Source organism: Serratia grimesii NBRC 13537, from assembly GCF_001590905.1.
Lineage (GTDB): Bacteria > Pseudomonadota > Gammaproteobacteria > Enterobacterales > Enterobacteriaceae > Serratia > Serratia grimesii.
Genome location: NZ_BCTT01000010.1, coordinates 419859 through 442777, shown reverse-complemented (window position 1 = coordinate 442777; position 22919 = coordinate 419859). Strand labels below are relative to the sequence as shown.

At 51.8% G+C, this 22919-nt stretch carries 22 protein-coding genes and 1 tRNA gene; 12 read left to right on the top strand and 11 right to left on the bottom strand.

The window, feature by feature from the left end:
• Positions 1-324: 324 nt before the first annotated feature.
• From etsC to etsA, 3 genes are read right to left on the bottom strand one after another with little or no spacing between them, the layout of a single operon-like run.
• Positions 325-1689 carry a macrolide efflux RND transporter outer membrane subunit EtsC gene (gene etsC, locus SGR01S_RS13955; RefSeq protein WP_061807746.1) on the bottom strand — a complete coding sequence of 455 codons (1365 nt, stop codon included), beginning with the start codon at positions 1687-1689 and terminating at the stop codon, positions 325-327.
• A 3-nt stretch (positions 1690-1692) separates the two neighbouring features.
• Positions 1693-3633 carry a MacB family efflux pump subunit gene (locus SGR01S_RS13950; RefSeq protein WP_061807745.1) on the bottom strand — a complete coding sequence of 647 codons (1941 nt, stop codon included), beginning with the start codon at positions 3631-3633 and terminating at the stop codon, positions 1693-1695.
• The gene (gene etsA, locus SGR01S_RS13945; protein WP_037419612.1) at positions 3630-4814 is read right to left on the bottom strand and encodes a macrolide efflux RND transporter periplasmic adaptor subunit EtsA; all 1185 of its coding nucleotides are present in this window, start codon (positions 4812-4814) and stop codon (positions 3630-3632) included. Before etsA ends, SGR01S_RS13950 begins: the two co-directional genes overlap by 4 nt.
• Before the next feature lie 257 nt (positions 4815-5071).
• Between etsA and SGR01S_RS13940 the strand changes: the two genes are divergently transcribed.
• From SGR01S_RS13940 to SGR01S_RS24535, 4 genes are all read left to right on the top strand, one after another.
• Positions 5072-5167 (top strand) — tRNA-OTHER (locus SGR01S_RS13940).
• A 189-nt stretch (positions 5168-5356) separates the two neighbouring features.
• Entirely contained in the window at positions 5357-5656 is a 300-nt protein-coding gene (locus SGR01S_RS13935; protein ID WP_037419614.1) for a sigma-S stabilization anti-adapter protein IraP, read from the top strand.
• A gap of 127 nt (positions 5657-5783) precedes the next feature.
• Positions 5784-6287 (top strand): YlaC family protein, encoded by a 504-nt coding sequence (locus SGR01S_RS13930; protein WP_037419616.1) that lies wholly within the window; start codon positions 5784-5786, stop codon positions 6285-6287.
• Positions 6288-6356: 69 nt separating this feature from the next.
• Positions 6357-6488 (top strand): hypothetical protein, encoded by a 132-nt coding sequence (locus SGR01S_RS24535; RefSeq protein WP_017892391.1) that lies wholly within the window; start codon positions 6357-6359, stop codon positions 6486-6488.
• A 229-nt stretch (positions 6489-6717) separates the two neighbouring features.
• Here the strand turns inward: SGR01S_RS24535 and SGR01S_RS24530 are convergent, their stop codons facing one another.
• The 4 genes from SGR01S_RS24530 to mdoC all read right to left on the bottom strand — a co-directional run bounded on the left by SGR01S_RS24530 (position 6718) and on the right by mdoC (position 10826).
• Positions 6718-6846 carry a hypothetical protein gene (locus SGR01S_RS24530; RefSeq protein ID WP_037419619.1) on the bottom strand — a complete coding sequence of 43 codons (129 nt, stop codon included), beginning with the start codon at positions 6844-6846 and terminating at the stop codon, positions 6718-6720.
• Between the two features lie 273 nt (positions 6847-7119).
• Positions 7120-8841: a potassium/proton antiporter gene (locus SGR01S_RS13925; RefSeq protein ID WP_037419621.1), complete on the bottom strand. Its 1722-nt coding sequence runs from the start codon at positions 8839-8841 to the stop codon at positions 7120-7122.
• 302 nt (positions 8842-9143) lie between these two features.
• Positions 9144-9371, bottom strand: coding sequence for a hypothetical protein (locus SGR01S_RS13920; protein WP_037419623.1), 228 nt, complete (start codon positions 9369-9371; stop codon positions 9144-9146).
• A 324-nt stretch (positions 9372-9695) separates the two neighbouring features.
• Positions 9696-10826 carry a glucans biosynthesis protein MdoC gene (mdoC, locus tag SGR01S_RS13915; protein WP_061807744.1) on the bottom strand — a complete coding sequence of 377 codons (1131 nt, stop codon included), beginning with the start codon at positions 10824-10826 and terminating at the stop codon, positions 9696-9698.
• A gap of 259 nt (positions 10827-11085) precedes the next feature.
• Between mdoC and mdoG the strand changes: the two genes are divergently transcribed.
• The 3 genes from mdoG (at position 11086) to SGR01S_RS13900 (ending at position 15617) form a co-directional block, all read left to right on the top strand.
• Positions 11086-12654, top strand: coding sequence for a glucans biosynthesis protein MdoG (gene mdoG / locus SGR01S_RS13910; protein WP_172479776.1), 1569 nt, complete (start codon positions 11086-11088; stop codon positions 12652-12654).
• Complete coding sequence (gene mdoH, locus SGR01S_RS13905; protein ID WP_061807743.1) at positions 12647-15208, top strand: glucans biosynthesis glucosyltransferase MdoH; 2562 nt, start codon at positions 12647-12649, stop codon at positions 15206-15208. The genes mdoG and mdoH overlap by 8 nt, the downstream gene beginning before the upstream one ends.
• A gap of 163 nt (positions 15209-15371) precedes the next feature.
• Positions 15372-15617 (top strand): YceK/YidQ family lipoprotein, encoded by a 246-nt coding sequence (locus SGR01S_RS13900; protein WP_172479777.1) that lies wholly within the window; start codon positions 15372-15374, stop codon positions 15615-15617.
• Positions 15618-15619: 2 nt separating this feature from the next.
• On the opposite strand, the gene SGR01S_RS13895 is transcribed toward SGR01S_RS13900, so the two are convergent.
• Together SGR01S_RS13895 and SGR01S_RS13890 are read right to left on the bottom strand one after the other, a co-directional pair.
• Entirely contained in the window at positions 15620-16168 is a 549-nt protein-coding gene (locus SGR01S_RS13895) for a GNAT family N-acetyltransferase (protein WP_061807742.1), read from the bottom strand.
• A 65-nt stretch (positions 16169-16233) separates the two neighbouring features.
• Positions 16234-16611 carry a MysB family protein gene (locus SGR01S_RS13890; protein WP_037423934.1) on the bottom strand — a complete coding sequence of 126 codons (378 nt, stop codon included), beginning with the start codon at positions 16609-16611 and terminating at the stop codon, positions 16234-16236.
• 208 nt (positions 16612-16819) lie between these two features.
• On the opposite strand from SGR01S_RS13890, the gene leuA reads away from it, so the two are divergent.
• The gene (gene leuA, locus SGR01S_RS13885) at positions 16820-18490 is read left to right on the top strand and encodes a 2-isopropylmalate synthase (RefSeq protein WP_037423931.1); all 1671 of its coding nucleotides are present in this window, start codon (positions 16820-16822) and stop codon (positions 18488-18490) included.
• Here leuA and SGR01S_RS13880 read toward each other — a convergent pair.
• Complete coding sequence (locus SGR01S_RS13880; protein ID WP_061807766.1) at positions 18475-19236, bottom strand: AraC family transcriptional regulator; 762 nt, start codon at positions 19234-19236, stop codon at positions 18475-18477. The two genes, leuA and SGR01S_RS13880, sit on opposite strands and share 16 nt — an antisense overlap.
• Before the next feature lie 141 nt (positions 19237-19377).
• Between SGR01S_RS13880 and SGR01S_RS13875 the strand changes: the two genes are divergently transcribed.
• The 4 genes from SGR01S_RS13875 to SGR01S_RS13860 are packed head-to-tail and all read left to right on the top strand — an operon-like array spanning position 19378 to position 20942.
• The gene (locus SGR01S_RS13875) at positions 19378-19689 is read left to right on the top strand and encodes an ArsR/SmtB family transcription factor (RefSeq protein WP_061807741.1); all 312 of its coding nucleotides are present in this window, start codon (positions 19378-19380) and stop codon (positions 19687-19689) included.
• Positions 19686-20120, top strand: a complete 435-nt coding sequence (locus tag SGR01S_RS13870; protein WP_061807740.1) for a YeeE/YedE family protein — start codon at positions 19686-19688, stop codon at positions 20118-20120. The genes SGR01S_RS13875 and SGR01S_RS13870 overlap by 4 nt, the downstream gene beginning before the upstream one ends.
• Before the next feature lie 4 nt (positions 20121-20124).
• Positions 20125-20544, top strand: coding sequence for a YeeE/YedE family protein (locus tag SGR01S_RS13865; RefSeq protein WP_061807739.1), 420 nt, complete (start codon positions 20125-20127; stop codon positions 20542-20544).
• Complete coding sequence (locus SGR01S_RS13860; protein WP_061807738.1) at positions 20544-20942, top strand: VOC family protein; 399 nt, start codon at positions 20544-20546, stop codon at positions 20940-20942. The genes SGR01S_RS13865 and SGR01S_RS13860 overlap by 1 nt, the downstream gene beginning before the upstream one ends.
• Positions 20943-20992: 50 nt before the next feature.
• On the opposite strand, the gene SGR01S_RS13855 is transcribed toward SGR01S_RS13860, so the two are convergent.
• Positions 20993-22546, bottom strand: a complete 1554-nt coding sequence (locus SGR01S_RS13855; RefSeq protein WP_037423918.1) for a peptide MFS transporter — start codon at positions 22544-22546, stop codon at positions 20993-20995.
• Positions 22547-22919: the final 373 nt, after the last annotated feature.

Below are 22919 nucleotides of genomic sequence, written 5' to 3'. Positions count from 1 at the left end.
GATCGGCTATTGCCATTTTTTGTGTGACGCGAATCACGTAATATCTCAATTTTCACCGAGAATATGTCATTTAGGTGACTAATTATTTTGCATGTATAGCTTAACGTTATATCTGGCAGCGATCAAATTTAGCAGTTTATCTTATGTGTTTGCACCGAATTAGTGCAAAAATAGGTTAACTATTGTGCGTATTGATGTTTTTTTGTCTGGTTGCGGATGCGTAAAGTATAGGAAGAAATGCGACAAAAACAGGCAATATTAATGTATTTTGCTGGGGGTGAAAGGGGGTGAAAAAAGGCCCGGCGGGAATGCCAGGCCGATGTGTTATTGCGGGGAGCCCCCAAATTCCAGATAAAGTTGCGCCAGGTTTTGATACTGGTCAAAACGATTTTCATCCAGAGCCAACTCCGCCAGTCGGCGGCGATGTTGTGCATCTAGCCAGAAATTAATGGGGACAGCGCCTTGCCGGTAACGGCTCTCATTGAGTTGTTCAGATTTACGCGCTAATGCCAGTGCAGACTGAAAATGCTTCTCTTGCGCGAGTAATTGCGTTCGCAACGATAAGGCATTATCGACATCGGCCATGGCTTTATAGAGTGCCTGTTTAAACTCAAGGACCTGCAGTTCATAGTCACTGCGGGCAATTTTGATATCGACGTTCATTTGCCGCCATTCCAGGAACGGCAACGACAATCCAGCCCCCACAGTGGCCAGCGGATTACGCAAAAACTCCAGCAAGGCGCTGCTACTGGCACCTAAAGAGCCGGTCAGGCTAAAAGCCGGATAGTACTGAGTGCGTTTTATGTCGACGTTGGCCAGCGATTCACGCAAGCGAAGTTCTTTGGCACTGATATCCGGGCGATGATGCAGGACGCTAACTGGAATACCTGCATTGATTTGTGGTAGCGGGCCAGTTGGCAGACGTGTGGGTTCAACTAATGCGCTGCCCGGCGGTGCACCTAACAGAAGCGTCTGTTCGTTCAACGCTTGCTGACGTTCACGCAGCAGGGCCAGATGGCTGCTTTCTTGATTGATCAGGCTCTGCTCGGCATCCACGACGTCCAACGAAGAGACGCTACCTGCACGGTAGCGGGCGTTTGCCAATTGCAGCGTTTGTCGAGAGTACGCAATGCTTTGCTGACTGACGCCGATCCGTTGATTGATAAAGCCGATGTGCCAATAGTTTTTACTGACGCTGGCGAGCAACGCTAAGCGTGCACTTTGTAAATCCTGTTGGGTAGCTTGGCTTGCCCATTCTGCTGCATCCCGTTGCCGTGCCAATTTACCCCACAGGTCTACCTCATAGCTGACACCAAGGTTAGCACTGCTGCTTTTGTTCCAAGCCGATGAATCGGAAAGGGCAGTATTTGCACTGCTATTGAGTGACGCGTTCACGCTAGGTGCCGTGCCGATATTGACTCGCTGTGCTGCCAACTGGGCACGATAGACGCGTAACGCCGCGGCGGCCAGATCGTTGTTGCTTATCATCACCTGTTGCAGCAAACGGTCTAACTGGGGATCGTGGAAATCATGCCAGTCAAAGGGAACCGGTGTGGCAGCATCGGTACTTGAATGCCAGTGGGCCGGGTAGCCCACCTTTGGTGGCTGATACTCACTTTTAAGGGTGTTGCCGCAACCAGCACTGATAAGAGCTGCGACACCTAAAGCCAGGGGGGATAAAATTTTCATAAGTTACTCGCTGGCCAGTGAAATGACCGGATCCATCCGCGCCGCTTTGCGGGCCGGGAGATAACCAAAGATCATGCCGATTAGAGTGGAGCAGCAAAAAGCCACGGCGGCGGCCTGCCAGGAATAGATGGCGGTCAACATGCCGCCTGCCAGCAGGGTAAACAGCGAGCCGGCAGCGAACGACAGCAAAATACCCAATACGCCGCCGATAAGGCAAACCAGCACGGCTTCGATCATAAATTGCTGCATTATGTCGCTACGTCTTGCTCCTACCGCCATGCGCACGCCGATCTCATGTGTCCGTTCTGTCACTGAAACCAGCATGATATTCATCACACCGAGGCTGCCGATGATCAGCGAAACCGAAGCAACCATCAGAATTAGCAGATTCAGGGTCATTGACGTGTGCTCGATCGATTTGCGGTATTTATCGAGATTGAACAGCATAAAGTCTTTGGCACCGTGGCGCTGGGTAAGTAACTGATTAATGGCGCTGACGGCGGCTTTATTGGAGACATCATCTTTCAAACGTACACTGATACTGCTAAGCGTCGGCTTACCCACCATGCGGTACATCACAGTGGTATAAGGCATCCAGACTCTGATGCGGTTAGGCGCGGAATCTTGATTACTTTGAACTACGCCAATAACCCGTGCAGGCACCGAACCGAGAAACACGATTTGCCCCAATGGCTCTACGCCGAACTCACCAAACAGCGAGAGGCGTGCGTTATCGTCAATGATCACTTCCTGCAACGCGTTACGATCATCCCGGAAAGTGCTGCCTTGTATCAATGTCAGGCCGTTAACGCGAAAATAATCGCGTCCTACGCCGTTGATCGAGGCCGTTGCCGATTTGCTGCGGAAACGAATACTGTCAGAGGCGGTAACCTCAGGGCTGACGCTATCGACAAAGCTCTGGTGAGCCAGTGCGTCTGCGTCTGCGGGCACCAAGGTACGAATGCTGTCGATTGCGTCATCAAAAAAATCGCGTCCGGGATAAATGCTGACGACGTTCGTGCCCAATCCTTTAATGTTCTCCAGTGTGCGCTGTTTGGCACCTTCGCCCAGGGCAACCACCGTCACCACCGCCGCAATGCCGAAAATGATGCCGGTCATGGTCAGCGCAGTGCGCAGGCGATGGGCGTTCATAGCCTTCAGCGCCATCTGTAACGATTCGCGGGTGCGATCGAGCAAGCTCTGCCAGTAACCTTGTACCACTGGCTGGCTTTTTTGCATGGAGGGAAGAGGATCAGGTGATTTGCGACCGCTGTCGGCAACGATCTCGCCGTCCTGCAGTTCGATGATACGTTGCGCATGCTGTGCCACTTTCATATCGTGGGTCACAATGACAACAGTATGGCCGCGTTGATTAAGCTCGTTGAGGATTTCCAGCACTTCCCGCCCGGATTTCGAGTCCAATGCGCCGGTGGGTTCATCCGCCAGGATGATTTCGGCACCGTTGATTAATGAACGGGCGATACTCACACGCTGTTGTTGGCCGCCGGAAAGCTGGCCAGGTTTGTGGTGTTCACGGCCTTCTAACCCGAGTCGAGCCAGAAGTTGTACGGCGTGTTGGCGACGTTGGTCACGTTTGCTGTTGGCGTAGATCGCTGGGATTTCAACATTCCCCAACGCGCTGATATCCGGCATTAAATGATAACGCTGGAAAATAAATCCGATATGTTCACGGCGTAGTTTTGCCAGTTCGTCTGGTGACAGGTGAGCGGCATTATGCCCATTGATGTAATAGTCACCTTGGTCCGGCACGTCCAGACAGCCAATAATATTCATTAACGTTGACTTACCTGAACCTGATGCACCGATGATGGCGACCAATTCCCCGGAGGCGATCGTCAGGTTGATGTTTTTCAGTACGGTCAGTGGCTGGCTGCTGTTGGTGTAGGTGCGACCAATGCCTTTCAACTCAATGATGGTATTCACAGTGATAAACCATCCTCGCCAGCTTTGGCATTTTCCTGTGCCAATACGACGTTTTCACCGGCTGTCAGTCCTGACAAGATCTGAATATCAACGTTATTGGTAATACCGGTTTTTACGTCGCGCATTTCCAAGCGGTTATCACTGGTCAGTACTTGCACTTGCTGTTTTTTGTCGGCGGTTTTATGTACTGCCTGAGCGGGTATCAGTAACGTGTTCTTTGCTTCGCCCAGCAGCAGTGAAACCTGAGCTGTCATGGCAATTCGCAGCCGATTGTCTGCATTGGGCACGTCCAAAAGCGCGTTGTAATACACTGACGCATTGGACGTCCCAGAGCCTGACGCTGAACTGCTACCGGAGAGAGAGTCGTCTTTCATTACCGACTCAGGGGCTAACTCGACAGTGCGCAGTGTGGCGGCATAACGCTTGTCTGGTTCGGAAAAAATCGTGAAGTAGGCTTTTTGTCCCTGAGATACGCGAGTAATGTCGGCCTCGGAAATCTGCGCCTTGATGGTCATTACGTCCAACTGAGCCAGTTTAACGATGGTGGGGGCGCTTTGGTTGGCGTTCACCGTTTGCCCTTGCTGTGTAATCACTGCAATCACGATACCGTCCATGGGAGCCAGAATTCGGGTATAGCTCAGATCGACCTTTTTCTTGTCTACCTCAATCTGTGCTTGCACGATACGAGCATTCAACGCGACCAGTTCAGCGCGTGTGGCGGCGAGAGTAGCCTCTGCCGTTTCAAAATCTTCACGTGAACCTGCTTCATCATCGAGCATGCGCTTTTGGCGTTTAAAGCGAGACTCAGCCTGTTTCAACAGCGCTTGTTTGGCCTGCAAATCAGCCTTGGCAACGTTCAGCGCGGCTTCGGCGTTGCGCAGATCATTACGTTGTGGCAGATCATCAATGTCGGCGATGGGTTGGCCTTTGGTGACTCGCTCGCCGAGTTTAACCTTCAGGGATTTGACCTGACCAGACACCTGCGCGCCCACGTTAACCCGCTCGAATGCATCCAGCTTACCGGTGGCCAATACGGCATTTTCAATACTGCCCTGACGGACCGGAGCGGTAACATAGGCCGCCTGAGAAGGGGTTTGCAGAGAGAAGATTGCAACCAAGATGAGTACGACCAGTAAAGCACCGGCGAGGATAAACGCCAAATGGCGCGGTGTGACTTTCATTGTGTTATCCATAACAGAGAAAACGATGATCCCAGAAAGTGTAATAGTCGCATCCAGCGCTTTAACTAACAATAAACACGCTGCAGTCGATGCTATAAAAGTTTCATTTGCTAACTATCGCAGGGTGAAAGCAATGGGTGGGCCTGAAGATAAAGCAGGCGGAAACATAAGATTTCTCTGTAAAATCAGTTGGTCATGTCTCGATAACTTGAATCCATAGCATTAATATGGATAATGGCGCCCCGAAGCGAAGGAATGCGCTATTAACTCAGTTGGCAGAGTGATTGGTTTTATCATGCTTATTTTGGCTACAAAATTGATAGACGCGGGTTCGAGTCCTGCATAGCGCGCCAGCTTCCTTCTTAAGGAATAGCTATCGTAAAGCGCACCCGGGTTGATTTGCACTATCGGCTCCTTGTTGGGATTTTCGGGTGTGCTTTCCCGTAACCGTTTCTCTTCCTTTCTTTTATCTCCTTCTCTTGTGATCGTTCTTTGCTAAACTGAGATCAGGCAGGTGTGCTGCCCGGCAACAGGAGATCGCTATGTCTGAGTCCGATCAACTGCAGGAATTATTGCAACGTGTAGCGGCACTTGAGGCCAGAGAAAAGTCGCTAACGGCTGCTTCCAACGCCTATCAGGCGATCATCACTACTATGCTCGGTAACCTGGAACAACAGGAGCGGGACAAGATTATTGCGATGATCGATCAGGCTCATGAGCTTGCCTATGCACGTGCTATTCAACGTTGCAATGAGCCACAGAAACAAAAAATCAAACAAGCCGACGATATCGCCCAGCGAATGTTTATGTTTGCCCAAGGCAAAAACTCTCTGCAACGCTAGTTGCCATGGGTATAACAGTTGCCGATTTTAAATTGCATAACTGATCTACCTGGGCGAACTGTACTTGTGTTAGTTTGAAGAAAGATTATTGCTATCAATAATGCCCCCCAGGCATAAGGTTGTAACGATGGACGCGATTAAAAGCATCTTGGTAAAAGAAATCGAGCGGATCAATCGACAGGAAGGGCGCGACGGCAAGCTGCGGTTTAACAGCGAATTTGCCCGTGATCACCGTTACCTGTGCCTCGCTATGTTTGCCGGTTATTTCGCTGTGATCGCCGTGATGTACCAGGTTCCTTATATGGGCTTCATTTCGTTTTTAGCATTCACCGCCTTTGTTTTATTCATGTTCGCGATGCTGCTGATTGAAATCAAACCGGTTTATCGTTTTGAGGACATCGGGGTGTTGGATCTGCGTGTATGCTATAACGGCGAATGGTATTTCACTCGCGCACTCTCTCCACAGTCGGTAAAGGCCCTGTTGGATGAGCCGATGATCGGTGCGGCGATGAAAACACGCATGCAGGAAATCATCGCCAATAAAGGCGAGATCGATTTTTATGACGTCTACGATCTGGCGTATTCAAAGAAGCCGCAGGATGAGCAGCCGCAGGTGGCAGTGCTTAACTGAAGGGTTCCAGACTGCGCGGTTGTCGATTATACTCACGCTTTGAAGCCTGATAAGCGTGTGGAGTTTACGATGAGTGATGATATTTTCGATTTTGATATCGATGCAGAATTAGCGCAAGCAGAAGAAAAAGCGGCGCAGAAGGCGAAAGAGCTCCCCGAGATCCTTGAGGACGAGGCGGACTGCGAAGGTTGTAAGATCTGATTGCCATCGCCAATAAAAAAACCGCTGCGGCGGTTTTTTTATGTCTGAATCGAGATATTGCAGGCAAAAAAAAAGCCCGTTTCAGGCGGGCCAACACTTAAGTAGTATGAGGGTTTATTTTTATTACTGTCTACATTGAGCATACGCGCAATGGTCTTCAAGAGATGTCGGTGTATTGTAACAAAATGGTTGTTGCTATGTTTCTCTGTTACTTGCGCCAGGCTGATGCTTAATCCAGCACGAATCCCCAAATCAGCAGCACTGCCACGGTAATCAGGCAGAGCGCAGAGACGGTAACCAGTACTTTTCCTAGAATATCTTTTTCTTGTTGCTGCTGTGCCACGTTACAGTTATCCAATTAAGAGTCTATGGATCAAATCGGCGATACCTAAATCCAGCACTATGATCGTCAGTGCAATACCGAGCATGGCCGATAGAAATCGAGTTTTACTGTTCAAATCAATACCCATCACCGCAGTGCGGTGTTCCCAGAGTAAAGGTTAAAACGTCGGGCTGAACGCCCAGTTTTGATAATTACAGAGTTTAAGAACCTTTCTCAACCTATAAGTTCCGTCTGTTTTGAGGTGGCCGCTGCGGGCAATGACACGCAACGGCCTATGTTGCTGAAGGATCAGTCAGTAACAATTCTTACGCCAATCTTACTGATCGCATTGCCATCCATTTCGGCAATGGTCCAGGTCAGGCCATCCCATTCAACCTGATCGCCCACCACAGGTTCACCCCCAATCAGTTGAATCACGAATTGGCCGAGTGTTTGCTGCTCATCCACACCTTCTTGCAGGTTAAGCCCATACACTTGAGAAATGTCGCTCAGACGCGCGTCCGACTGCAATATAAAGTCGCCGAAGAAGCGCTCATCCAACGTCACCACCGGTGCCTGACTGAACAGTTTCCCCAAGACGGGTAAATCATGCTCATGGCCGATAACGCACAGAATGTCATCTTCACGTAGTCGTGTGCTGCCGCTTGGGTGCAACAACTCCTTTCCGCGGAAGAGTGCAGCAATGCGCGTACCGGGGGGCATTTTAAGCTCTCGCAGGGCAGCCCCTACACACCAATTTTCTGACGAGAGTTGATAAACAAACTGTTCCCACTGGTTTTCCGGGTGTACATCTAACCCAACCCGTGAAATCGGCGCCAGTGCAGGTGGCACGATCACCTTGGCTTTCTTCGCAGCGAATGACAGCGTTGTACCTTGCAGTAGCAATGAAACCAATACGACGAAGAAAGCCACATTGAAGAACAGCTGCGCATTCGGCAACCCAGCCATCATTGGGAAAACGGCAAGAATGACCGGTACGGCACCGCGTAAACCGACCCAGGAGATAAAGCTGCGTTCGCGCAGGGTAAAACTACGGAACGGCAGCAACCCGATAAATACCGAAAGCGGCCGGGCGAACAAAATCATCCACAGCGACAACAGCAGGGCAGGGATGGCGATAGGCAACAACTCGTGCGGATTGAGTAGCAGCCCCAGCACTAAAAACATGCCGATTTGGCTTAACCAAGCTAAACCGTCAAAGGTTTGAACAATGCCATGCCGGTTGCGGATAGGGCGATTGCCCAGCATCAGGCCACACAGATACACCGCCAGGATGCCGCTGCCGTCCAGTGCTGTTGTCAGCGCAAAGATTAAAATGCCGCCGCTCACGGCCAGCAGTGGATACAAGCCTTCAGCCAGCTTGATATGGTTGATTAACGTCAGTAACAGCCAGCCGCCGCCAAGACCAAATACGATCCCCATACCAAACTGTTGCAGCAGGTGGAGAGGGAACATCCAGCTCAGGGTGGTTTCGCCGGCGGCGATCATCGCAATCAGGGTGATGGTAAGAAACACCGCCATTGGGTCGTTGCTACCGGATTCAATTTCCAGTGTGGCACTGACACGCTCGTTAAGTCCTTTTCCTCCCAACAGTGAAAATACTGCAGCGGCATCGGTAGAACCGATAATGGCGCCAATCAGCATACCCTGCAGCAGATCGAGGTTGAACAGCCAGGCGGCTGCGAGCCCGGTCAACCCGGCGGTGATCACCACGCCGATGGTTGCAAGAGAAAGGGCTGGCCAAAGTGCAACACGGAATGAACTGACGCGGGTACGCATACCGCCGTCCAGCAGAATCACGGCGAGAGCCAGGTTGCTGACGAGATAGGCCACAGGATAATTACTGAATACGATGCCGCCTGGCCCATCGACACCTGCCAACATGCCTATGGCCAGGAAGATGACCAGGATGGGGATACCCAGACGTGAAGAAAATGAACTGAGAAGAATACTTGCTCCCACCAACACGGCACCGATGATGAACAAACTGTTAATGGTGCTGGCATCCAAAATAACGTTCTCCTGCAGGCTGGGGGAAAGGCGTTGCGCGCGGGCGCAGATACCCCATGATGATAGCCTGTTTTTTAGGTAAAACGCCAAGGCTGATTCGCAAAACATTTTGCATTTATTGTCATTTAAGGGGTAAAGCCTGATGAAGAGGGGAGAAAGCGGTGAACTTCCTGCTTTTATCTATATTTATCAGCTTGCTGTGGTTCTATTCGGACAATAAAACCCGTTTTTCATTGCGGTGAGGGAAAGAAAAACCATTAAACCCCCGCGAGGAGGCTTAATGGTTTGCAGGCAGGGTGTCGTTAATGATCGAGTGATTGCAGGGCTCGCTTGATCAGCTCAGAAGCCAGTTTTCGTTCTGACTCTGAAATGCCATCAAGGTTAAGGCTGGAAAGCTCGGTGACCAGAATGCTGCGATCCTTGCCGCTGATTGACGAATCCAGCGCGGAGAGTAACCGACCAAGGATTTTCAGTAGGGTGGCATTTTCCGGTACGGCTTCCTGAGCCGAAGTGTCTTTATCATCAGTCATTAAAAATCCTCTCTGTCGTGACGGAAGGGAGATACTGCAAGCATTGCCGTGATAACGACAACGCCGCCCCTCAGGGTTCATTGAGCCCAATCGCTACCGTAAGGCAGGGATGTGGATTTCTGCTTATGCGTTGCAGTTATAACAACTCGCAACAATATGCTCCAGCATAACTTTGCCTTAACTTTCGCCATCGGTGTGAGCAATGTGTGCTCAGTACCAGAAATGGGGGGCAGTTCTGGCGTGAAGCGAATGATATCGGTTCTGATGTACAGCGGTATGACAATGAAAAGCCCGGCCAGCTGAAACGATGACCGGGCGATTGGATTATTGCGGTTTTCCCGAGAACAAGAAACGGATCAGCGGAATGCGTTTGTGCAACTCATATAAGGCGAAGGCACAGGAGAAGACAAACACCAAACCCACCACGAATCCCAGCAGGTTATTGTTGATATACGGTGTCACAAAAGCGCCATATATCAAGGTTAGCGGATGGTGCACCAGATATATAAACAGAGACGCATTGACCAGATAAGTGATACGCGGCGAGTGATAGTTCAGCAGGTTATGTCCGAATGAGAAAATCACGTTGGACATCAAGATCCCCAACACGGTTTTGATCAGCACTTCCAGCTCAAACATATAGCTACTGTGGGCCAGATACTTCTGATTCAGCATGTAGGCTATGAACAACAGCACGGAGCCCAGCAGCGACCAAGCCGAAGGTTTGAGAAAAATCTCTTTAAGCCATACGTACTTAAATGCGTATGCGCCAAGGATGAAGAACGGCAGGTAGAACATCGTCTCCATCACCACGAAATTGAACAAGCCGTTGGAAAGTAAATGAGGTGCGAAAATTAAAATAATACGGTGCGCGGCCGAATAGCATAACGCATAAATAAGAAAGAACAGTGAGATGTTTCCTAATCCAGTCATTTTATTTATTGGATAGGGAATTACATGGTTTTTTTGTGCCTTGATTTTTTTGAAAAGATAAAAACAGGCGGTGGTCAGTAATGACAGTGTTAATAAAAACCACAGGTGAGAAACCAGTTCCCAAACTGTTACATTTATTTTTTGGTAGAGCGAAAAATTGTCCCAGCCGTTTAATTTATCTGTGAAATATTTCAGCATGAAAAATTGAGGAACAGTTATTAAGGGGATCGAACTCAGCAATGGGATTGCGACGCGTTCCAGTCTGACCTTCAACCACTTATGGCTTTCATAGCGCTCATAGAGCATGTAGGAGAAGTAGCCTGAAATCACGAAGAACACCTGCATGCGGAAGGCATGGATGAAGTCGTTCAGCACTGTCAGCGAGAAGGAGGGCGTGGCACTGTTCACTGCCCAGGCATGGCTGGAATAGATCAGAGAGAGATGAAAAGGGATGCCGAGCAACATCAAATAAGCCCGGATCGAATCGAGGAAAAACTCGCGTTGGTTGCTGCCGTTTGTCATAGGTTACCGCTGGTGATTTTATCGAGTGGTCATTAACACGCTTAATAAGTCGGCAATAGTTAAATCGCAATCCCAAACCCTACTATACCGTTTCACATTTTTCCATAGCGTCTTGTTGCGCGGCTTGCTACGCTGGTGTTTAGTCAGCTGCTTAAACAATGAGCCATAAACATGAACCATCCATTTATCATGTTGTCGGAAAGCTGAATAATCCATTAATATGGATTTAAATGATTTGAGCACACGAATAGGGGGGGATGTGCTAGTTAATATATTATCCAAAAAACCACGCGCCGCGAGCGTACGTTGGTTAGGTGCGACCGTATTGTTCACGCTGTTTACTTCGCAAGCATGGGCTTTTTCTATTGATGATGTTGCCAAGCAGGCACAGGATCTGGCAGGAAAAGGCTTTGAGGCTCCGAAGAGCAACCTTCCTTCTCAATTCCGTGAGATGAAATTCGCGGATTACCAGCAGATTCAGTTCAATCACGATAAAGCCTATTGGAACAAACTGAAAACCCCTTTCAAGCTTGAGTTTTATCATCAGGGGATGTACTTCGACACGCCGGTGAAAATCAATGAGGTCACTTCGACCACCGTCAAGCAGATCAAGTACAGCCCGGACTACTTCAACTTTGGTTCGGTGAAGCACGATCCTGATTCGGTAAAAAACCTCGGCTTTGCCGGTTTCAAGGTAATTTATCCGATCAACAGTGCGGATAAGAACGACGAAATTATGAGCCTGCTGGGCGCGAGTTATTTCCGCGTAGTGGGTAAAGGGCAGGTTTACGGGCTTTCCGCGCGTGGTCTGGCGATTGATACTGCACTGCCTTCAGGCGAAGAGTTCCCGCGTTTCCGCGAGTTCTGGGTCGAACGTCCTAAGCAAGGCGACAAACACCTGGTGATTTACGCGCTGCTAGATTCACCGCGCGCCACCGGGGCTTATCGTTTTGTCGTCTATCCGGGCCGCGATACCACCGTGGATGTCGAGTCTAAAGTATTCCTGCGCGACAAGGTCGGCAAGCTGGGCATGGCACCGCTGACCAGCATGTACCTGTTCGGGCCGAACCAACCTTCGCCAACCCTGAACTACCGCCCGGCGCTGCATGACTCCAATGGTCTGTCAATCCATGCCGGCAACGGCGAGTGGATCTGGCGTCCGCTGAATAATCCGAAGCATTTGTCTGTCAGCACCTATCAGGTCGAGAACCCTAAAGGTTTCGGTCTACTGCAGCGCGGCCGCAACTTCAAGGATTATGAAGATCTGGATGATCGTTACGATCTGCGTCCAAGCGCCTGGATCGAGCCGCGTGGCGATTGGGGCAAGGGTAAGGTTGAACTGGTGGAAATCCCAACGGCGGATGAAACCAATGACAACATCGTTGCTTTCTGGACCCCGGACGTATTGCCGGATGCCAAAACGCCGCTGGCGCTGAGCTATCGCCTGCATTTCACCCGTGACGAAGACAAACTGCATTCGCAGGACATTGCCTATGTTAGCCAAACCATGCGTTCTACTGGTGACGTGAAACAGTCGAACTTGATCCGCGAGCCAGACGGTAGCGTGGCATTTTTGGTTGACTTCGTTGGTCCAGTGCTGAAAGGCCTGGACGGCGCTACGCCGGTTGCCGCGCAAGTGAGCATTGGTGATAACGGCGAAATGGTAGAAAACAATGTCCGCTATAACCCCGTGACCAAAGGCTGGCGTTTGACGCTGCGTCTGAAAGTTAAAGACGACAAGAAGCCGGTAGAAATGCGCGCAGCGCTGGTCAATGGTGATAAGACCCTGTCTGAAACCTGGAGCTATCAGCTACCTGCCAATGAATAAGTCTACTCAACTTGCCCAAGATTATCTTGCGGCAATGCCTCTGACCGCTGAGCGGTCAGAGGCGCTTAAACCACAACCGGGTGTAGATGACGCTCAGGCACTGGAGGCGCTCCATCGTAAGATGGGCGCTGCCGATGCCAACGTTAATACGCTGTCGGCGGATGACGTGGCGTTGGCCTCGGTCAAGGCGCGTATTGAAAGCGCCTGGCCGGATGCGGTCAGCGACGACGATTTTGATACCGATGTGGAAGGGCGTAGCATTCTTAAGGCCACGCCGCCGATTAAACGTACCCGTATGTTCCCAGAAGCTTGGCGCACCAATCCAGTCGCGCGCTTTTGGGATTCTCTATTGGGCCGTTCGCCGCACAATCGCCATGCATCCAAAGAGGAAGCCGCTGCGGAAAACCGCTGGCGTGTGGTCGGCTCTATGCGTCGTTATGTGCTGTTGGTACTGATGCTGGTGCAGACAGGTATCGCTACGTGGTACATGAAAACCATTTTGCCGTACCAGGGTTGGGCGTTGATCGATCCGATGGCCATGTGGGATCAGGACTTGATGCAGTCAGTGTTGCAACTGCTGCCCTATGTGTTGCAAACCGGCATTCTGATCCTCTTCGCTATTCTGTTCTGCTGGGTATCGGCGGGGTTCTGGACTGCGCTGATGGGCTTCTTGCAGTTGCTGATCGGCAAAGACAAATACAGTATCTCCTCTACCATCAAGGGTGATGAGCCAATCGACCCAGCGCACCGCACCGCGTTGATTATGCCGATCTGTAACGAAGACGTTGAACGCGTGTTCGCCGGCCTGCGTGCGACCTATGAGTCCGTTGCCGCCACCGGCCAGCTCGAACATTTCGATATCTACGTGCTGAGTGACAGCTATGATCCGGATATCTGCATGGCGGAACAGAAAGCCTGGATGGAACTGTGCCGCGACGTAGACGGTCATGGTCGTATCTTCTACCGCCGTCGCCGTCGTCGTGTGAAGCGTAAAAGCGGCAACATCGATGACTTCTGTCGTCGCTGGGGCGGTGAGTACAGCTACATGGTGATTCTGGATGCTGACAGCGTGATGAGCGGTGAATGTCTCACCGGTTTGGTACGCTTGATGGAAGCTAACCCGAACGCCGGTATTATCCAGTCTGCGCCGAAAGCGTCAGGCATGGATACGCTGTATGCTCGCGTGCAACAGTTTGCTACCCGGGTCTACGGGCCTTTGTTTACGGCAGGCCTGCATTTCTGGCAGTTGGGTGAATCTCACTACTGGGGTCATAACGCGATTATCCGCGTGAAGCCGTTTATTGAGCACTGTGCGTTGGCACCGTTGCCGGGTGAAGGCTCCTTTGCCGGTTCTATCTTGTCGCATGACTTCGTAGAAGCTGCGCTGATGCGCCGTGCCGGTTGGGGAGTGTGGATTGCTTATGATCTGCCGGGCAGCTATGAAGAATTGCCGCCAAACCTGCTGGATGAACTGAAACGTGACCGCCGCTGGTGTCACGGTAACCTGATGAACTTCCGCCTGTTCCTGGTCAAAGGCATGCACCCAGTACACCGTGCAGTGTTCTTGACCGGCGTGATGTCCTATTTGTCGGCACCGCTATGGTTTATGTTCCTGGCCTTATCTACTGCGTTGCAGGTGGTGCATACCCTGATGGAGCCGCAGTACTTCCTGCAGCCACGTCAGCTGTTCCCGGTATGGCCGCAGTGGCGTCCTGAACTGGCGATCGCGCTGTTCTCTACCACCCTGGTGCTGTTATTCCTACCTAAGTTGCTCAGTATCGTGTTGATTTGGGCGAAAGGTGCCAAGGAATACGGCGGTGGTGTGCGTCTGTTCCTGTCAATGCTGTTGGAAATGCTGTTCTCGGTGTTACTGGCGCCTGTACGTATGCTGTTCCATACGGTGTTTGTGGTCAGTGCCTTCCTCGGTTGGGAAGTGGTGTGGAACTCGCCACAACGTGACGATGATGACACGCCATGGAGTGAAGCTTTTAAACGTCATGGTTCACAGATGTTGCTCGGTCTGGTTTGGGCGGGTGGTATGGCCTGGCTGGATCTACGTTTCCTGTGGTGGCTGTCGCCGATCGTCTTCTCGCTGATCCTGTCACCGATCGTTTCGTCTCTGTCGAGCCGTGCGACGCTGGGGATCAAGAGTAAGCGCGCCAAGTTGTTCCTGATCCCGGAAGAGTATTCTCCTCCGCGTGAGCTGTTGGCGACCGAAGAGTATTTGCAGCTTAACCGTGAGCGTGCCCTGGCGAATGGCTTTATGCACGCGGTGGTTAACCCGTCATTTAACGCATTGGCGGCGGCGCTGGCGACCGCGCGTCACCACTTGCGCGGTGCTATCGAGCGCAATCGTGAAGAGCGGGTGAATGAGGCGCTGCAATTGGGTCCTGAGAAGTTGGTGAAGGGCAAACGCTTGGAGCTGCTAAGCGATCCTGTTGCACTGTCGCGCTTGCATCAGCGTGTTTGGTTGCTGCCGGAGGGTGTCGCCTGGCGTGAACACTACCAGCAATTGCCGCACAATGAAAAGGCGCATCCGGTAGGTCAGCGTTAAACGCTGAACCGGTAGTCTAAACGGGGAACATGCTAAGCGTGTTCCCCGTTTTTTTTTGGCTTGTTGCTTACGTAATGCTGACAATCTGAAAGGCAAAAACTATGTTAAAATTTGCTCCGGGCGTTGTTTACTTTCAGAACAACCAGGGCTAAGAGTCAATGTGGTGAATTTCTCTTCTTTTCTTCGGCTGGCATTATTGGCAACAGGCGTGGCGCTGTTAACCGGCTGCGGCAGTATTATCAGCCGCACAGTACCGGGCGCCGGGCACGGCCATCAATACTACCCGGGTGTGCAATGGGATCTGCGTGATACCCCCTGGCGTTATGTCACGGTGATCGATGTGCCACTGTCGATGGTGGTGGATACCTTTATGCTGCCGTTCGATGCACAGCACGGGCCTTACGAGTAAGTCTATTCCCGGGTGGCAAACACCAATAGCTGATACCCATGTGGGCCGCAGTGGAAGGGCGCCAGCACCGTCATATTTAGTCCTTGCTGATGGGCAGCCAGTGAATGCGGGTTGCTGTCGTCAATAAACAGGGCGCCAACGTCGAAATCTTCCTGGGTGTGCGCTTTAACGGCGGCGAACAGCTGTTTCAGTACGCCTTTGCCGCGCCAGGCGGGAGCCAGGCATACTGGACCGTACATAAACACCCGTTGTTCACTCAAAGGTCGTCCGTTGAATGATTCTTCGGCAAGCTTTTCCAACATCGCATCCACTACCGGCGGGCGCGGTTGTGCGTCCGTGGTCATCAGGCAAACAAAGCCGGCCAACGTCTGGTCTTCAACCGCTACCAGAATACCGAGGGCCTGGTTAATACGGGCCAGTTGCGCTTCGTTCATACTCGAAACAATAAAACCCTGACGCTTTTGGCTGTCGCTTAAATTGGCAGGGGTATTTTGTGTTTGTAGCTGCAGAATTGCAGGGTAATCTTCGGGGCGCGCCTGGCGGATAATCATACTGCCTCTCTGAAAATGATGGGGAGTTTATGGGCGGGATATTGCTCGCTCCCGCCCGCTATCATTCAACGTTCATCCCACTCGTCGGCGGCAGTCTGGCCCTCTTCGGTATCCAATGGCGGATCGAGTTGGAAATCACCTTCTTCCCACTCATGCAGCGTGTTTTCCTCTATCCATTCGGCGCTAATTTCGACTTCGTCATAATCACCGTCAAAAATGGCTTGGGCAGCTGCACCACTGCGTAGTGTCAGACATTCGACCGATTCGCCCTCTTGCTCGAAAAACTCGGCCTGCCACATGGTATCACCATCCAGCATCACGTATTTTTGCAGATTGAATTGTTGTGGTACCGGCGGTTCCTCATCGTTACCACCTTCTGCAGATTCAATAAATTCCTCGCGTGCTGCTTCAATCGCATCTTCCAGGGTTGCATACAGGCTCATATTCGTCTCCCGTCCCATGAGGTTAATAAAGGATCTTTAAGGGCGCCAAGCGCCATGGCTAACATCAGAATTAATTGTTGCCGCACTGGCGCAGGATGCAAATTTTTTTGTTGTCCGTTTTGCGACGAAGGTTGTCCGCTAAGCAGGAGCAGGGGATCACGCCGCGGGAAATAATAAGCCATTGCTTATGACTGCCCAGGAGATCGCCATGTTAACCAATCCATCAATCAAATATCGCCCGTTCCCACCGGTGACGTTACCTGACCGCCAGTGGCCAGGGCGCAGCTTGCAGCAGGCACCACGCTGGTGTTCCAGCGATCTGCGTGACGGCAATCAGGCATTGGCGGAACCCATGGATAATGTTCGCAAACGCCAGTTCTATCAGTTGTTGTTGGCGTGTGGATTCAAAGAGATTGAGGTGGCATTTCCTTCTGCGTCCCAAACGGATTTTGATTTTGTCCGCTCGTTGATCGATGAACGACTGATCCCGGATGACGTCAACATTCAGGTATTGACTCAGTCACGTGATGATCTGATTGATCGCACTTTCGAGTCGCTGCGTGGCATTCCGCGTGCCATCGTGCACTTGTATAACGCTACAGCGCCGATGTTCCGTGAAATTGTGTTCAAACAGGACAAGGCGGCGACGGTTGCGCTGGCGGTGAACGGCGCGCTGCGCATTCGCCAGCAGTGCGAGCAGCAACCGGAAACGGCCTGGACCTTTGAGTACTCGCCGGAAACGTTTTGTTTTACCGAGCTGGAGTTCGCGCTGGAGATTTGTGAAGCGGTTGCTGATGTGTGGCAGCCCGGCCCAGGGCGGCCCATGATTATCAACCTGCCGGCTACGGTAGAAGTGAGTACTCCGAATGTGTATGCCGATCAGATTGAGTGGTTCTGTCGTCGCTTCAGTCAGCGTAATAGGGTGACCATTAGCGTACATCCGCATAATGATCGGGGGACTGGGGTGGCCTGTGCCGAACTGGCGATGCTGGCCGGTGCTGATCGGGTGGAAGGCTGCCTGTTCGGTAACGGTGAACGCACCGGCAATGTTGACCTGGTGACGCTGGCGCTCAATCTGTATACCCAGGGCATTGCGCCGGGGCTGGATTTCAGCCAATTGAAGCAAGTTGTTGAGGTGGTCGAACAGTGTAACCAATTACCGGTACACCCACGGCATCCTTATGCTGGCGAGCTGGTTTTTACTGCCTTCTCCGGCTCACATCAAGATGCGATCAAAAAAGGGTTTGCCGCCCAGCAACATCGACAGGATGGTCTGTGGCAGGTGCCTTATCTGCCGCTTGATCCGGCGGACGTCGGTTGCAATTATGAAGCGGTGATTCGGGTTAATAGCCAATCAGGAAAAAGTGGTGCGGCTTGGTTACTGGAACAAAACCATGGGTTGTCGTTGCCGCGTGGGTTGCAGATTGATTTCAGCAAGGTGGTACAGCAAGAGACGGATGGCAGTGGCAAAGAGATGACCACTGCCGAACTGTGGCGTTTGTTCCGTATCAACTATGGCTTGGTGGAACAACCGCGCTTGCAATTGTTGAGCTATCAGACTGAAAGCCACAGCATCGAGGCCTACAGCTTCAGTGCTCGCGTGTTGTTCGATGGGCATCAACAACGGTTACTGGGGGTTGGGAACGGACTGCTGTCCAGTGCGGTGGATGCGTTGCGCCAACGTTTTGGCTTGAGTATGGCAATAGAGGACTATCATGAGCACACGCTGGGGCATCAGAGCCACAGCCGTGCGGTTGCCTATATTCGCTGTACTCTGGCGCACGGTGAGGCGGCTTACGGTGTGGGTATCGATGTCGATTCCGCCAGCGCCTCGCTGCAAGCGTTATTTAACGTCGCGGCGCGCTACCTGGCGAAGTAAGCGCTGGGTGCAACGCCCATCAAACGACGAAACATGGCGCTGAAAGCACTTGGGCTGTCGTAGCCTAAATCCAGCGCCACTTCCAGCACTGAATGCCCAGCAGCCAGGGCGTTCAATGCGGCCAGTAAACGGGCACGGCGTACCCAATCACCGAAGCGCAATCCTGTTTCTCGTTGGAATCGGCGTGACAGTGTGCGGCCGCTAACGTTGATGTAACGGGCTGCCTGCTCTAATTCCCAAGGGTGTGCCAAGGATTGCTGAATATGCCTGCACAACGTCAGCAAGGCTTCGCTGCGTGGTTCTGGCAAATTCAACGGCAGAATTGGCAGGATACGCAACTCATCGAGGATCAGTTCCATGATTCGCTCTTCACGCCCGCCGACGGGATAATCCGCCGCAATATCCATCGCGCAAACAATCAGTTCACGCAGCAGCGGTGAGATTTGTACTACCTCGCAGCATGCGGGTAGGTCAGCGCGTGCAAGCGGATCGACCAACAGGGCCCTTGCAGCCACTTTGCCGGTGATGCGTAGGCTGTGTTCAACCAGTGCCGGCAGCCAGACGCCACGCCCGGGTGGCACTACCCAGCTGCCCTGACGGGTATTAACCTGTACGACACCACTAAGGCTATGAATTAATTGCGCGCAGTCATGGTAGTGAGGCGGCTCGAAGTCGCCGTGTTGATAATCTTTGGAGACCGGCACAATTGAGCGATTGGCGGGCACGGCGCCATGGAAAAGCAGCATTATTAGGGCATCCGAATACACGTAAAAATCATAACGGCAGCATGCCATGCTGACACCTTTCGTACCAGCCTGTGGCAGAGTGATAAATAATAGTATATAAATATATAATATATCATATTGTATATTGTATGGGGTGAAGCAATGAACATTAACAGTATGCGACAGGCCGTAGCGCAAGCAGGAACATTGCTGCGGGCATTGGGTAATGAGGACCGTTTACTGCTGCTTTGCCAACTCAGCCAAGGCGAAATGTCGGTAGGAGAGTTGGCACTGGCGCTGGATATTCGCCAGCCAACCCTTTCACAACAGCTTGGTGTATTGCGGCAGGAAGGGTTGGTGTCAACACGTCGGGAGGGTAAGCAAATCTACTACGCCGTGAGTGATGAAAAAGCCTTGGCGGTTCTCCATACGTTGTATCAACTCTATTGCCCACAACCCGGAGAGGCACAATGACCATTGACTGGCTGCACTTTACACCCGTGTCCTCTCTGATTGGGGGCTGCATTATCGGTATTGCGGTGGCGCTGCTGTTGCTGTTTAACGGCCGCATCGCGGGTATCAGTGGAATTACCGGTGGCCTGTTAACACCACAAGGTAAAGAGAAGCTTTGGCGGGCCGCATTTCTTGTCGGGTTGCTGATATCTCCCTGGCTGTATCGTATGGCGGCGCCGTTACCAGAAATGCCGGTCAGCGGCAGCAGTTTATGGTTGATTGCTGCTGGCTTGCTGGTTGGTTTGGGAACACGGTTAGGCGGTGGCTGCACCAGTGGTCACGGTGTTTGCGGCACGGCGAGATTAGCTCCGCGTTCGCTGGCGGCCACGGCGGTATTTATGTTGCTGGGCTTTATTACGGTATGGGTAGTCCGTCACTTGGTGGGAGCTTAACACCATGTTCAAATTACTGTTTGCTTTACTGAGTGGCGTTATCTTCGGTCTTGGTTTGATTATTGCCGGGATGGCTAATCCGGCCAAGGTAGTGGCTTTTCTCGATATTACCGGTCGGTGGGATCCGTCATTGGCTTTGGTCATGGTGGGGGCGATAGCAGTGGCGGCTCCCGCATTCCTCTGGGCACGCCATCAGCAGCGTACTTTGCTGGGCGAGGAGATGCAGATTCCAACCAACAGACGCCTTGATCGTCGTTTACTGGTCGGCAGCGCGCTGTTTGGCATTGGCTGGGGTATGGCAGGCATTTGCCCGGGACCAGCCTGGGTACTTGCCGGGGCAGGGTCCTTGGCTGGCATACAGTTCGTGGTGGCGATGTTGGTGGGAATGGCCCTGTATGAAACGATTATGATACGGAGAAAATAATGGCAATAGCTCATGCTGTACTGCGCATTGCGCGTCCGACCGATCGCCTGCAGGCAATTGCGGCTATGTATTGTCAGGGATTGGGGTTTACACGGTTGGGTGAGTTTGAAAACCACCAGGGTTTTGATGGCGTGATGGTTGGGCATCCGCAGCACGGTTACCACCTGGAATTCACCCACCATCGTGGGGTCAAAGTAGGACAGGCGCCGACCCAGGACCATTTGCTGGTATTTTATCTACCCAGCGAGGATGACTGGCGTGACGGTTGCTGTCGTATGTTGGCTGCCGGTTTCCGGCGCGTCACTGCTTACAATCCCTACTGGGATCAGAGTGGGCAAACATTCGAAGATCTGGACGGTTATCGGGTGGTGTTGCAACAAAGGGGCTGGGAAGCATAAAAAAAGCCAGCGCACGGGGGCGCTGGCTGGAGGGTTAAGCAAAACCGTTATCAGGCATTGGTTGCCGGTTTTTGTGTGCTTTTACCCTGGGTATTTTCCATCATGCGACGGATCGGTACGATCAGCAGAGTCAATACTGCAGCACAGATCAACAGCGCAATAGAGCAGCGGGCGAACAGGTTTGGCAGCATTTCCAGTTGGTCGGCTTTCACGTGGCCACCAATCAGACCCGCGGCCAGATTGCCCAGCGCACTGGCACAGAACCACAGGCCCATCATCTGGCCGCGCATTCTCTCTGGCGCTAACAGGGTCATGGTTGCCAGCCCGATTGGGCTAAGGCATAGCTCGCCCAGCGTCAGCATCAAAATACTGCCGACCAGCCACAGTGGGGATACGCCTGCGCCACCATTGCCCAGAACATTCTGTGCTGCCAGCATCATCAGACCAAAACCTGCAGCGGCAAACAGAATACCGATAACAAATTTGGTGATGCTGCTCAGGCGCACTTTATTGCGTGCCAGAGCCGGCCATGCCCAGCTAAATACCGGAGCAAGCAGAATAATGAACAGGGCATTGATTGACTGGAACCACACCGCAGGGATTTCGAAGTCGCCAATCATACGGTTGGTATAGTCGTTGGCGAACAAGTTGAACGATGTTGGTTTCTGTTCGAACGCTGACCAGAAGAAGGCTGCGGACACCAGCAAAATAAAGCATACCAGCAGGCGTGCGCGTTCTTTACGGCTAAGGCCCGCAAACACGAACAGGTAAATGAAGTACAGGGTTACCGAGGCGGCAATGACGTATACCAACATGCTGGCTACGGCGACAGGGTTAATCACGATGATGCCTTGGGCAATCAGGGTAACAACCACGGCTACGCCGATGGCCAGTGCAATCAACCAGGCACCAACACCATTTTTCTTGGCAACGGGGCTATTCCAGGTCGAGTCCAGGCCAACTTCGCTGTCATAGCGTTTCATTGCCGGTACGGCAAAGACGCGGAAGATCACCAGTGCTACCAGCATACCGATACCGCCGATGCCGAAGCCCCAATGCCAGCCGTGAGAACGGATCAACCAGCCGGAAATCAGCGGGGCGATAAACGAACCCATGTTGATGCCCATATAGAACAGCGAGAAGCCACCGTCACGACGGTTATCGCCTTTCTTATACAGTGTGCCGACCATCACCGAGATACAGGTTTTAAATAAACCAGAACCCAGCACGATAAACATCAGGCCGATGAAGAACAGGTTATTGCCCATGACTGCGGACAGTGCGATCGACAGATGACCGAGGGCGATCATAATCGAGCCGTACCAGACGGCTTTTTGCTGGCCAAGCCAGTTATCTGCTAACCAGCCGCCAGGCAGTGCGGCAAGATACATACTGCCGGCGAAAATACCCACAATTGCGGAGGCGTTTTCACGTGCCAGCCCCATACCGCCGTCATAGACCGTCGCGGCCATAAACAGGATCAGTAACGGGCGAATACCATAAAACGAGAACCGCTCCCACATTTCCGTAAAGAATAGGGATCCCAGCGGATAAGGATGGCCGAAGAAGGTCCGACTTTCTTGTTTATTAACAGAGGATTGCATAACGTCTTCCCAATAAAATGCGCCGCATTGATGCAGCTTATACTGTGGTATGTATGTGTATTTAAGGAAGGTGACCCACCCAATGCGGATTACCCGACAAAACCGCTGCCGCAGCGCCCATTAACCGTGGAAAGCGCATTGGCCTTTTTTCACTTAGCCAATGGTTTACATTGGGTGTGATATTATTTAACCATTTGATAACTGGATGATGGTTTTGTCTAGTCCCTGTATCCCATTTTTTAGATGAAAAGTCGACAAACATCTCCTTTTCTGGTTTTTATGTTGGTTACGAAAGGAATGTTATTGACAGGTGGTTTATTGCGCTAAAGATTGATTATTTGTATAAAAACAAATGGTTAAATTAGACTTGTGT